The sequence below is a fragment of the Kitasatospora sp. NPDC059408 genome (assembly GCF_042751525.1).
GTDB lineage: Bacteria > Actinomycetota > Actinomycetes > Streptomycetales > Streptomycetaceae > Kitasatospora.
Genome location: NZ_JBHYWI010000013.1, coordinates 52,748 through 64,530 on the forward strand (window position 1 = coordinate 52,748; position 11,783 = coordinate 64,530).

Below are 11,783 nucleotides of genomic sequence, written 5' to 3' on the forward strand. Positions count from 1 at the left end.
CTTCTGATCGATTGTGTTTGATTCAAGCCGCGACTCAAACGCCGTGCCCACATCCCCCACCCTTCTCTCCTGACCGGGAGCCACCGCATGTTCATTCGCCGCAGCCGTGTCCTGTCCGCCGCCGTCCTGGGCTGTGTGACCCTCGTGGGCGCCGTCGGGTGCTCGACCGGCCAGGAGTCGTCCTCCGGCTCCGTCGCCAAGGTCGACGGCAAGGTCTCGCTGACCTACCTGCAGAAGCAGGGCGACCAGGAGTACTTCGTCGGCGAGGCGGCCGGCGCCAAGGCCAAGGCCGCCGAGCTCGGCGTCGACCTCAAGGTCGTGAACCTCGGCAACGACGCGAACAAGACGGTCAGCGAGGTCCAGTCGGCCATCGCCGGCAAGAGCAACGGGCTGATCGTCGTCGTGCCCGACCCGGCCGTCGGCCCGCAGGTCGTGCAGACCACCAAGGACGCCGGCGTCGCCCTGCTCACCTCCGACGACCAGATCTGCGCCACCGGCCCCGCGCCCGCCTCCTGCGGCAAGGGCGACCTCGTCGCCCGGGTCGGCTTCTCCGGCGAGCAGATGGGCGGCGAGGTCGGCAAGCGGGCCGCCGCCGAGTTCAAGAAGGCCGGCTGGAACCCCGCCGACACCCGCATCATCTCCGCCTGGAAGCAGGACGTCACCGTCTGCGGCGACCGGATCAAGGGTGCCAAGGCCGCCTTCGCCGCCGCCGGCGGGGCCGACGTCAAGAACATCGACGTCGCCACCGACAACACCCCCACCGGCGCCCAGGACAAGACCGCCGCCACCCTCACCGCCAACCCCGGCGTCAAGCACTGGGTGGTCTGGGGCTGCAACGACGAGAACGTCCAGGGCTCCGTCACCGCCCTGCAGAACGCCGGCGTCAGCCCCGACGACATCGACGGCGTCGGCCTCGGCGCCTACCTCGCCTGCAAGGACTGGACCAGCGGCAAGCCCTCCGGCATGAAGGCCGCCCTGTTCATCAACGGCAAGGACGTCGGCGCGCTGGCCGTCCAGACCATGGTCGACAAGCTCAAGAACGGCAAGGACTTCCCCGCCGAGGCCTTCGCCCCCACCACCATGGTCGACGCCTCGACCTGGCAGAGCACCGGCATGACCTGCAGCTGAGCACCACCCCTTCCGGTACCCAAGCGACCCCCAGCACCTCCAGCGAGGCACGCATGACCTCACCCGAGTCCCCACCCGGCTCCGGGCCCTCCCCCCGGCCCGCCCAGGGCCTGGTCGCCGAGAACATCGGCAAGACCTTCGGCAGCGTCCGGGCGCTGCACGGCGTCAGCGTCGACTTCCCGCCCGGCAAGGTCACCGCCCTGATGGGCGAGAACGGCGCCGGCAAGTCGACCCTGCTGCGCATCCTGAGCGGCGACCACCGCCCCACCGAGGGGCAGGTCCTGCTCGACGGCGCCCCGCTCGACCTCTCCTCCCCCACCGACGCGCGCCGCGCGGGCATCCGGATCATCCCGCAGGAGCCGGAGATCATCCCGCACGTGTCGGTCGCCGAGAACGTCTACGCGGGCAGCCTCCCGCGCCGGGCCGGGCGCCGGCTCGACCGGGCCGAGCTGCGCCGGCGGATCACCGCGGACCTGGCCGACCTCGGCTTCGAACAGGTCCTCGACCCGGACCTCCTCGGCTCCGAACTCACCGCCGCCCAGCGCCAGTTGGTCGAGATCATGCGCGCGCTCACCGGCGCCGTGCCGCCCCGGGCGATCGCCTTCGACGAGCCCACCTCCTCGCTCTCCGAGCACGAGGTGGAGGCCCTGTTCGCCCTGATCGGCCGGCTGCGCGACCGCGGCATCGCGGTGATCTACGTGTCGCACCGCATGAAGGAGATCTTCCGACTCGCCGACCGGATCGCCGTCCTGCGCGACGGCACCCTGACCGGCGTCCTGCCCGCCGACGGGACCGACGAGCGCGAGCTCGTCCGGCTCATGGTCGGCCGCGACCTGGCCGGCCTGTTCGTCCGCCAGGACGTCGCCACCGACCGCGTCGTGCTCGACGTGCGCGGCGTCAGCACCGACGACGTCCACGACGTCAGCCTCCGGGTGCGGGCCGGGGAGGTCGTCGCCCTCGCCGGGCTCATCGGCGCCGGGCGCTCCGAACTCGCCCTCGCCCTCGCCGGGGACGTGCCGATCCGCTCCGGCGAGGTCCTCCTCGGCGGCACCGCGCTGCGCCTTCGCTCCCCCAAGGACGCGATCCGCGCGGGCCTCGGGCTCGCCCCCGAGGAGCGCAAGGCCCAGGCGCTCTTCCTGCACCGGACGATCCGCGACAACACCTCGCTGGTCAGCCTCGACCGGCTGCGGCGGCGGCGGTTCGTGCGGCGCGGCGCCGAGCGGCAGCTCGCGCAGGAGTACGCGGACCGGCTGCGGGTCCGCGCGCCCTCGATCGAGAGCGAGGTCCGCACGCTCTCCGGCGGCAACCAGCAGAAGGTCGTGCTCGCCCGCTGGCTGGCCCGCCGCCCCGAGCTGCTGATCCTGGACGAGCCGACCCGCGGGGTCGACATCGGCGCCAAGGCGGAGATCTACCAGATCATCGCCGACCTGGCCCGCGACGGCGTCGCCGTCCTGGTGATCTCCTCCGAACTGCCCGAGGTCCTCGGCCTGGCCGACCGGATCCTGGTCATGCAGAACGGCCGGATCACCGGCGAACTCGGCCGCGCCGAGTCCTCCGAGGAGGCGATCCTCGCCCTGGCCATGTCGGAGGACCTCGCGCCCGCCGACACCACCGACCCCACGACCGGAGCCGCCCGATGACCACCCCCTCCACCACCGCCGACCAGCGGCCGCAGGCCCCCACCGGGCCCGCCCGGCCGACCGGCGCGCGGGCCGTGCTGGGCGCCGTCGGTGGCCAGAACCTCATCCTGCTGCTGGCCCTGGCGGCCGTGCTCGCGCTGTTCGGCTTTCTCAACCTCAACTACCTGGGCTGGCAGAACATCCAGGTCATCGCCGAGGCGGTGACCATCGCCGGGCTGCTCGCCGTGGTCCAGACCGTGGTGATCATCTGCGGCGGCCTGGACATCTCGGTCGGCTCGCAGGCCGGCCTCGCCTCCGTGGTCAGCGCGATGGTGTTCACGTCCACCGGCTCCAGCGCCGCGCTCGGCATCGGCGCGGCCGTGCTGGCGGGCGCCGGCGTCGGGCTGCTCAACGGCGTCGTGATCATCTACGGCCGGGTCAACCCGACCATCGCCACCCTGGCCGGGCTCGCCGCGTACAAGGGCGTCGCCCAGCTGATCTCGGACGGCCGCGCCCAGGGCTACGTCCTCGGCGACCCGCTGTTCGTCTTCCTCAGCCGGGGCAAGATCGCCGGGCTGCCGACCATGGTGTGGATCCTCATCCTGGTCGCCGCCGCCGTGCACGTCCTGCTCACCTACACCGACATCGGCCGCAACATCTACGCCCTCGGCGGCAACCCCACCGCCGCCCGGCTGGCCGGCATCGACCTCAACAAGTACCTGCTGTCGGTGTACGCGCTCACCGGCATGGTCGCGGCCGTCGCCGGCGTCCTGCTGACCGCCCGCACCGGCTCGGGACAGCCCACCTCCGGCAGCGAGGGCCTGGAGCTCCAGGCCATCACCGCGGCCGCGCTCGGCGGCTGCGCGCTCAAGGGCGGCAAGGGCGGCATCGCCGGAACGCTCCTCGCCGTCGCGCTGCTCGGCGCGCTGCAGAACGGGCTCACCGTCCAGGGCATCAACTCCTTCTGGCAGAACGTCGCCCAGGGGCTCCTGCTCGTCGTCGCCGTGGTGATCCAGCAGCGGCGCGGGCGCGAGCGGGCCGTCGGCCTGCCCGCCTGACCGTCCTCCAGCCAATCCCCGAGGAGGCCGCCTCCGTCCCCCACCGGAGGCGGCCTCCGCCACGCGCGGCGCCGGTCGTGGCCGCGCACCGCCGCCGCGGAAGGCCCAGCCATGGAGAAGACCCAGCCGTGAAGAAGACCACCGCCAAGCTCGCGGACGGCCGCGAGATCCTCTACTACGACACCGACGAGTCCGCCGTGCGCGACACCGTCGACCGGCGCCGGCTGGAGCCCACCGCCGTCCGCTCCGCGATCCGCCGCGACCCCGCCACCGGGGACAGCGTCACCATCGCCGCCCACCGCCAGGGCCGCACCCACCTCCCGCCCGCCGACGAGTGCCCGCTCTGCCCCTCCACCGACGCGCGGCTCAGCGAGATCCCGGCCCCGGACTACGAGGTCGCGGTGTTCGAGAACCGCTTCCCGTCCCTGCACCCCGACGCGGACGCGCCCCGAACCGAACGCCCGCTGCGCACGGCCGGACCGGGCACCGGGCGGTGCGAGGTGGTGTGCTTCACGGCCGACCACGACGCGTCCTTCGCCGACCTCTCCGAGGCCCGCGCACGTCTGGTCCTGGACGCGTGGACGGACCGCACGGCCGCACTCTCCGCCCTGCCCGGCGTGGAACAGGTGTACTGCTTCGAGAACCGCGGCGCCGAGATCGGCGTCACCCTCGCCCACCCCCACGGACAGATCTACGCCTTCCCGTTCACCACCCCGCGCACCACCCGCATCGCCGCGCGGGCCTGGGCCCACCGCACGGCGACGGGCCGCAACCTCTTCGACGACCTCCTCACCGCCGAACGCACCGACGGCGAAAGGGTCGTACTCGCCGGAGAACACTGGACGGCCTTCGTCCCCTTCGCCGCCCGCTGGCCCTACGAGGTCCACCTCTACCCGCACCGCCGCGTCCCCGACCTCACCGCCCTCGACGAGGCCGAACGCGCCGAGTTCCCCCGCCTCTACCTCGACCTGCTGCGCCGCTTCGACCGCCTCTTCGGCACCGGCCGCACCCCGTACATCTCCGCCTGGCACCAGGCGCCCCGTGAACAGCGGGACGAACTCGCCCTCCACCTGGAGCTGTTCACCATCCGGCGCACCGCCGACAAGCTCAAGTACCTGGCCGGCGTCGAATCCGGCATGGACGCCTTCGTCAACGACGTCAGCCCCGAACACGCGGCCCAGCGGCTGCGGGAGGCGGCGCTGTGACGGATGTCATCGGTGCTTCGTGATCGAACGCCCTGCCGCCGCCACCAACCGGCAGCGATGCTGGTGGACATGACGGAACGTGAGGAGCGGGACATGAAGGTGATCGTGGCCGGGGCCGGCATCGGCGGGCTGTGCCTGGCGCAGGGGCTGGTCCGCGCCGGGATCGACGTGCGGGTGTACGAGCGCGAGCCCGCGGCGGACAGCCGCTACCAGGGCTTCCGGATCGCTCTGAACGAACACGGGCTCGGCGCGCTGCGCGACTGCCTGCCGCCCCGGCTGTACCGGCTGCTCGACGCCGTGACCGGGCCGCTCGCCGGCCGGCCGAGGGTGGTCGACCAGCACCTCACCGAGCTCCGGCGGCTCGATCCGACCGACGGCGGCGCGGCGGCCGACCGGCGCGTCCTGCGGGAGGTCCTCCTCGCCGGGCTCGGCGAGCGTGTCGAGTTCGGCAGGGCCGTGACCGGCTACGCCGAGCTGCCGGACGGCACCGTCGAGGTCCACCTCTCCGACGGCGGCAGCGCGGTGGCCGACCTCCTCGTCGGCGCCGACGGCGTCGGCTCGGCCGTGCGCCGCCGACTGCTCCCCGAAGCCCGGGTGGTCGACATCCCGGGCAACTCGCTCCTCGGGCGCACCCCGCTCACCGAGCGCTTCGCCGCCCTCGTCCCGGACTTCGGCACTCTCGTACAGGGCCCCGGGCTGACGATGCTGCTCGGCCGGATGGAGTTCCGCCGCCCGCCGAGGCTCGCGGCGGCCGAGCTCGCCCCCGAGGTCGAACTCCCCGACACCGACAGCTACCTGCGCTGGGTGGTCACCCTCCCCGAGCAGCTCACCGGCGACGACGACTGGGCGACCGTCCGCGACCGGCTGCTCCCCCTCCTCGACGGCTGGCACCCCGACCTCGTCGAGCTCGTCCGCCGGTCCGACGTCGTCAACAGCTCGCCGCTGACGCTCCGGTACACCGAGCCGCTCCCGCACTGGGGCACCGGCCCGGTCACCCTCCTCGGCGACGCGATCCACGCCATGCCCCCGAGCGCGGGCAAGGGCGCCAATACCGCCCTGCGCGACGCCGCCCTCCTCTGTCGCACCCTCACGGACGCCCACCGGGGCGGGACCGGCCTGCGCGAGGCCGTCGAGGTGTACGAGCACGAGATGCTCGCGTACGGCTTCGCCGCCGTCGCCGAGAGCCTCGAACAGCTCCCGAACTTCACCCCGTCCCGCTGAGACCTGCGGCGATCAGCGGCCGGCATCCCTTAGGGTCGCCGAATGGCCAAGTACTTCGACGTCCACCCAGAGTCCCCCCAGCCGCGCACCATCAGCACCGTGGCCGACAGCCTCCGGTCCGGAGCCCTCATCGCGTACCCGACCGACTCCTGCTTCGCCCTGGGCTGCCGGCTGGACAACCGCGACGGCCTCGAACGGATCCGGACGATCCGGCGCCTCGACGAGCGGCACCACTTCACCCTGATGTGCGAGGACTTCGCGCAGCTGGGGCAGTTCGTGCAGCTCGACAACAACGTCTTCCGCGCCGTCAAGGCCGCGACGCCGGGCGGCTACACCTTCATCCTCCCGGCCACCAAGGAGGTGCCCCGGCGCCTCCTGCACCCGAAGAAGAAGACGGTGGGCGTCCGGATCCCCGACCACGCCGTCACCCGGGCGCTGCTCGCCGAACTCGGCGAGCCGCTGGTCTCCAGCACGCTGCTCCTGCCCGGCGAGGACGAGCCGATGACGCAGGGGTGGGAGATCAAGGAGCGCCTCGACCACGTGCTGGACGCCGTGGTCGACTCGGGCGACTGCGGCACGGAGCCGACGACGGTCGTCGACTTCTCGGGCGGCGAGCCGGAGATCGTCCGCCGGGGGGCCGGGGACCCGAGCCGCTTCGAGTGACGGTGCGCAGCACCGGGGCGTCGGGGCGCGGCTGACGCAGCGCGGTGCGGGCGGCCGCCGGAGCCGCCGCCCGCGCCGTGCGTGCCCCGGCCGTCAGGCCGTGACGTGGTACCAGAAGCCGCCGGTGCGCAGGCCGACGTAGTGGACGTCCGTGCCCGTCTCCTTGGCCTCGTACATCATGTCCGCGCCGGTGGCGGGGTCGGTGCCCGCGTACAGCACGACGTGCGTGGTGGTGTGCGCGTCCGTGCCGAAGTACTCCAGGTCGCCCGGCCGGCGCTGGGACTCGGTGACCGGCGTGAGGTGGCGGTCCAGCGTCTGCTGGTTCGTGTCGCCGCCGTTGGCCAGGTCGAAGCCCGCGCCGAACCAGTAGGCCGCGCGGACCAGGCCCGAACAGTCCACGCCGGCGGTCGTGTCGGCCGGGCAGGGCTGGATCGAGCCGGTGTAGCCGTCGCACGTGCCCAGCGACGGGCCGGGGCCCTCGCCGCGCAGCGAGTGGCCGCCGCCCCACACGTACGGGACGCCGAGGAAGGCCTTGGCCGCGGCGAGGACCTTGGCCGGGTCGACGGGAGTGCCGGGCGGCGGCGGGGTGCCGGTGGAGCCGGCGTTGCCGCTGTAGAGGGCGGCCTTCGTGCCCTGGCCGACGACGCCGTCGATGGCCAGGCCGTGGAAGGCCTGGAAGTCGCGCACCGCCGTGTCGGTGGCCGGCCCGAACTGCCCGTCCACGGTGAGCCGGGCGCCGAGCGCGTTCAGCATCGTCTGCAGCGTGCTGACGCACGGTCCGCTCGCGCCGGTCCGCAGGTCGCCGCACTGGGTGCGCAGGTCGACGGTGCCGGAGGCCGCCGCGGCCGCGGCGTCGAGCGCCGCCTTGGTGGCGGGGCCGACGATGCCGTCGGCCACCAGCGCGTGCGCCGTCTGGAAGACGCGGACGGCGGTCAGGGTGGCCGCCCCGAACCGGCCGTCCACGGCGATCGTGGCGCCGGTGCGGTCGAGCTCCAGCTGGAGCTGGGTGACGCAGCCGTCGGACTCGCCCTGCTGGATGTCCGCCGGACAGGCGGAGGAGGTCAGGGCTATCGGGCTCGGCGCGGTGGCCGCGGGCGCGGCGGAGGCGGTCGCGGCGGAGGCAGTCAGTGCACCGAGGCCGGTCAGTGCGGCGGCCAGGGCGAGGCCCAGCGATAACCGGCGGCGGGCGGGGAGGAGGGTACGCACGGGTGGGTGCTCCTGGTGTGTGAGGATCTCGTGGATCTCCGGCGCGAGTCTCCGATGATTCGTCAGCCGGGAGCCGGCGGCGGGGATCGACCCGCTGCCGCCGGTCCCGTCAGTCTGCCGGGCGACCGCGTCGGCGCAAGGCCCGGTCGTGTCCGTCCCACCCGTCCCACACCGATGACCGGGACTTTGGTACTCCGGCCGGCCGCCGATTGGAGACACCGCGGCCGTCCGGACCATCCGGACCCCGGGTGCCCCGGCCCGCGCGCGGCTGGGATGATCGTGGCCCGGGCCGGTCCGACGGCCCGTCGCCGCAGCGCGGATCCGGCACCATCGCCGGTCCTGGACCCCTGCGGCGGACCGCGTGCACGGGAACGGGGAGACGGTGTCGGAGAGCGGGAACGGCGTCGGCGGTGGCGACCAGGCGACGCGGGAGGGGCGGCTGGTCGGCGGGCGCTACCGGCTCGTGCGGCGCCTCGGCGCGGGCGGGTTCGGCAGCGTGTGGCAGGCCCACGACGAGGTGCTGGGCGTCGACGTCGCCGTCAAGGAGGTCCAGTTGCCGCCCGCCGCCTCGGCCGCGGAGCACGACGAGCGCCTGGTGCGCGCCCAGCGGGAGGCTCAGCACGCGGCGCGGCTGCGCGACCACCCGAACGTCGTCGGGGTCCACGACGTCGTGGTGGACGGCGGTCTCCCCTGGACGGTCATGCAACTGATCGTCGGCCGCTCCCTGGAGGACCGGATCGTCCAGGACGGACCGCTCCCGGCGCCCGAGGCGGCCCGGGTCGCGCAGGCCGTCCTCGCCGCGCTGGGCGCCGCGCACGAGGCGGGCATCGTCCACCGCGACGTGAAGCCCGCGAACATCATGCTGGCCGACGGCGGCGGCGTCCTGCTGGCCGACTTCGGGATCGCCGTGCAGCAGGACCAGACGGCGCTCACCGCCTCGGGCATGTTCATCGGCTCGGTCGACTACCTCGCGCCCGAACGCGCCCACGGCAGCCCCGCCGCCGCGGCCGGCGACCTGTTCTCCCTCGGCGCGACGCTCTACCAGGCCGTCGAGGGGCGGATGCCGTTCCGCCGCGACACCCCGGCGGCCACGCTCGCGGCGCTCCTGTTCGAGACGGCACCGCCGATGGCACTGGCCGGTCCGCTGGCACCGCTGATCAACGGCCTGCTGGCGAAGGCGCCGGACGACCGCCTCACCGGCCCGCAGGCCGCCGCCATGGTCACGGCGTTCCTGCAGCAGCCGCCCGCCCCGCCCGCGGCTGCGCCGACCGCTCCCTTCACCGCGCCCGCCACGACGTTCGTGCCGCCCCCGCCGCCCGTACCGCCCCGCGCTCCGGCCCCGGCACGGCGATGGAGCCCGGCGTACCTGCTCGCACCCCTCGGCGGCCTGGCCCTGTACGTCGGCGCGGTGCCCCTGACCGGCGCCACCCTCAACGGCACGTTCGCCAACGGCCACGACCTGGCGGCCGACGTTTCGCTCGGCAAAGCGCTCGGGTTCCTGTCCTTCCCCGGAGTCCCCGAGACCCGCTACGGCATCCTCCTCGCGTGGCCCTGGCTGCTGCTCGGTGTCCTCGCCCTCGTCTGCACCGCCCTCCGGCCGCACCGCCGGCACCCGGTCGTCCGGACCCTCGGCTACCTGAGCCTCTCGGCGTTCCTCGTACGCCTCCTCACCACCGACCTGACGCTGCGGCCCACCGACTTCGCCCCCGTGTCGCCCACGCTGGTGCCGCACATCACGATCTCCTTCGGCCCCGGCTGGTGGCTGCTCCACGCGGCGGTGCTGCTCAACCTCGCCTACTTCGTGTGGCAGGACGTCCGCACCGCGCGCCGGACCACCCCCGCGGCCGTCTGACGCCTGCTCCTCCCCACCCGTCAAGTGGCCTGGAAGCCCCGGAAGTCCGCCACTACCATGGGCGTCCGGACAGTCCCGTCGGGTGGGGAGATCGGGGAGGGAGACGATGTCCACGGCGGCAAGCGGCACGGGCTTCGACGCCGTCTTCGGTCTCGCACCACCCCACCACCCCGACGATCCCGACCGGACGGCACCGTGAGCAGCACCGTCGACTACCTGGTCTGCGCGCTGGCCCTGCTGGCGACGGCCGCACGGCTGGTCCTGACCCGCGGCCTGTGCCGCCGCCCCGGCGAGCGCCGGCTGCTGGTGTTCATCCTCGGCATCGGCACGGCCGTCGCCGTGCTCGCCCCGGCCACCCGGGCCGCCGTGCCGTGGGAGTCCGTCGCGCGGTGCGTGCCGCTGCTCGGCTACGAGCTCAAGCTCGGTGCGGAGTGCGCGATCGCCCTGCTCGGGTACGCGGTGCGGCAGGCGGCGTCGGGCCCGGCCGCCGTGCGGCGCCAGGCGGTGGGTTCGGCGTTCGTCATGGCGGTGAGCGCGGTCGCGTACGTGGTGGGCGGGGTGCGGCCGGAGGGCCCCGAGCTGGTGGCCGGCCCGGTCGGGCGCCTGCCGCTCACGCTGTTCAACGCCCTCTTCACCGTGCACGGCTGCTGGTGCGTCGCGGTGTTCGGCCTGGCGGTCCTGCGGTCCGCCGGGGTCGTCGCCCCCGGGCTGCCGCGGACCGGGCTGCGGCTGATCGTCGCCGGGACGGCGTGCGGGTTCGCCTGGTCCGCGCTGAGCGCCGTGCCGCTGTGGGAGACGCTGACGACCGGCCGCCAGGAGATCGAGGAGGACGCCTTCTCGGCCCCGTTCGCCCTCGGCACGCTGCTCTTCGGCATCGGCGGCATGACGCTCGCGGTGTGGGCGGCCTTCCTGACCCGCTCGGCGCGGCGGGTGCGGGCCTGGCGGGACTACCGGCGGCTCGAACCGCTGTGGTCGGCGCTGCACTCGGCGGTGCCGGAGATCTCGCTCACCGCGGAGGTCGGGGTGCTCGGCCTCGGCGGGCCGCTGCGGAACCCGGAGTTCGCGCTCTACCGGCGCGTCATCGAGATCCGCGACGGTCAGCTGACGCTGCGGGCGCACGCCGATCCGCGGGTGCCCGGGTGGGCCGAGGTGGCGAGCGGCGGGGACGCGGCCGTCGTGGAGGCGGCCGTCCTGGCCGCCGCGCTGGAGTCGTCGGCGGCCGGGCACCGTCCGTCCGCGGACGGGACGGGCTACGCGCCGCGCGAGGTCGCGGCCGACCTCGCCGCCGAGACGGCCTGGCTGGTGACGGTGTCGCGGGTGTTCGCGCGTTCGGCGGTGGTGGCGCAGGTGCGCACGGGGCTCCCCGAGGGCGAAGCGACGAGTCATCAACTGTCGTAAATTTAGCAGCTCTTGGCATCCATCTCAGTTGACACCCTCCTGGCGCGCCGACATCCTGAACCCCGAACCCGGGAAGGCCCCTCGCCCACCTCGGCTGATCGTCAGCATCCCATCGGCCCACAGGAGTTCGCCGTGCTCGACATCATCTTCATCGTGCTGTGGGTCACCAACCGCAATCGCGCCAGAACCGCCGTCGATCCGTACGAGCGCGAGAAGTACGCCAAGCGCGCCAAGATCTTCGGTTGGCTGGAAATCGCGAACCTCGGGTTCGGGATCCTGCTCGCGATATTGATCATCACCAGCAGCCCGCGGTAGGGCTCGCGCGAACGACCCTCGGGGCGCGGGGGGACAAAGGGGGGGGAACCGGGCCGCCCCGTTTGGGGTTACGCGGCACGCGGGGGCCGGGAGCGCAGACCCCCCGCCCAGGGCCCAG

Annotated in this window: 10 protein-coding genes; 9 read left to right on the forward strand and 1 reads right to left on the reverse strand. The window is 73.9% G+C overall.

What is annotated here, in order from left to right; translation table 11 throughout:
• Window positions 1–87: 87 nt before the first annotated feature.
• From ACFXDE_RS11560 to ACFXDE_RS11585, 6 genes are all read left to right on the forward strand, one after another.
• The gene (locus tag ACFXDE_RS11560) at window positions 88–1,128 is read left to right on the forward strand and encodes a substrate-binding domain-containing protein (RefSeq protein WP_380438735.1); all 1,041 of its coding nucleotides are present in this window, start codon (window positions 88–90) and stop codon (window positions 1,126–1,128) included.
• A 53-nt stretch (window positions 1,129–1,181) separates the two neighbouring features.
• Window positions 1,182–2,768 (forward strand): sugar ABC transporter ATP-binding protein, encoded by a 1,587-nt coding sequence (locus tag ACFXDE_RS11565; RefSeq protein WP_380493208.1) that lies wholly within the window; start codon window positions 1,182–1,184, stop codon window positions 2,766–2,768.
• Window positions 2,765–3,805, forward strand: a complete 1,041-nt coding sequence (locus tag ACFXDE_RS11570) for an ABC transporter permease (protein ID WP_380438731.1) — start codon at window positions 2,765–2,767, stop codon at window positions 3,803–3,805. Before ACFXDE_RS11565 ends, ACFXDE_RS11570 begins: the two co-directional genes overlap by 4 nt.
• Before the next feature lie 128 nt (window positions 3,806–3,933).
• Window positions 3,934–5,010, forward strand: a complete 1,077-nt coding sequence (gene galT, locus ACFXDE_RS11575) for a galactose-1-phosphate uridylyltransferase (protein ID WP_380493210.1) — start codon at window positions 3,934–3,936, stop codon at window positions 5,008–5,010.
• Between the two features lie 69 nt (window positions 5,011–5,079).
• Window positions 5,080–6,231 (forward strand): FAD-dependent oxidoreductase, encoded by a 1,152-nt coding sequence (locus tag ACFXDE_RS11580; RefSeq protein ID WP_380493212.1) that lies wholly within the window; start codon window positions 5,080–5,082, stop codon window positions 6,229–6,231.
• Between the two features lie 42 nt (window positions 6,232–6,273).
• Window positions 6,274–6,894: an L-threonylcarbamoyladenylate synthase gene (locus ACFXDE_RS11585; RefSeq protein WP_380493214.1), complete on the forward strand. Its 621-nt coding sequence runs from the start codon at window positions 6,274–6,276 to the stop codon at window positions 6,892–6,894.
• A gap of 93 nt (window positions 6,895–6,987) precedes the next feature.
• Here ACFXDE_RS11585 and ACFXDE_RS11590 read toward each other — a convergent pair whose 3' ends face one another.
• Window positions 6,988–8,100 (reverse strand): peptidoglycan-binding protein, encoded by a 1,113-nt coding sequence (locus ACFXDE_RS11590; RefSeq protein ID WP_380493216.1) that lies wholly within the window; start codon window positions 8,098–8,100, stop codon window positions 6,988–6,990.
• A 382-nt stretch (window positions 8,101–8,482) separates the two neighbouring features.
• Here ACFXDE_RS11590 and ACFXDE_RS11595 point away from each other — a divergent pair, with 382 nt between their 5' ends.
• The 3 genes from ACFXDE_RS11595 (at window position 8,483) to ACFXDE_RS11605 (ending at window position 11,665) form a co-directional block, all read left to right on the forward strand.
• The gene (locus tag ACFXDE_RS11595; protein ID WP_380493218.1) at window positions 8,483–9,952 is read left to right on the forward strand and encodes a serine/threonine-protein kinase; all 1,470 of its coding nucleotides are present in this window, start codon (window positions 8,483–8,485) and stop codon (window positions 9,950–9,952) included.
• Window positions 9,953–10,147: 195 nt separating this feature from the next.
• Window positions 10,148–11,350 carry an MAB_1171c family putative transporter gene (locus ACFXDE_RS11600; RefSeq protein ID WP_380493220.1) on the forward strand — a complete coding sequence of 401 codons (1,203 nt, stop codon included), beginning with the start codon at window positions 10,148–10,150 and terminating at the stop codon, window positions 11,348–11,350.
• Between the two features lie 132 nt (window positions 11,351–11,482).
• The gene (locus ACFXDE_RS11605; protein WP_380438718.1) at window positions 11,483–11,665 is read left to right on the forward strand and encodes a hypothetical protein; all 183 of its coding nucleotides are present in this window, start codon (window positions 11,483–11,485) and stop codon (window positions 11,663–11,665) included.
• Window positions 11,666–11,783 lie beyond the last annotated feature (118 nt).

Bases quoted from the DNA above. Each gene is read 5' to 3' on its own strand.
- ACFXDE_RS11565 (WP_380493208.1), top strand. From the start codon at position 1,182: ATGACCTCACCCGAGTCCCCACCCGGCTCCGGGCCCTCCCCCCGGCCC.
- ACFXDE_RS11560 (WP_380438735.1), top strand. From the start codon at position 88: ATGTTCATTCGCCGCAGCCGTGTCCTGTCCGCCGCCGTCCTGGGCTGT.
- ACFXDE_RS11570 (WP_380438731.1), top strand. From the start codon at position 2,765: ATGACCACCCCCTCCACCACCGCCGACCAGCGGCCGCAGGCCCCCACC.
- ACFXDE_RS11580 (WP_380493212.1), top strand. From the start codon at position 5,080: ATGACGGAACGTGAGGAGCGGGACATGAAGGTGATCGTGGCCGGGGCC.
- ACFXDE_RS11585 (WP_380493214.1), top strand. From the start codon at position 6,274: ATGGCCAAGTACTTCGACGTCCACCCAGAGTCCCCCCAGCCGCGCACC.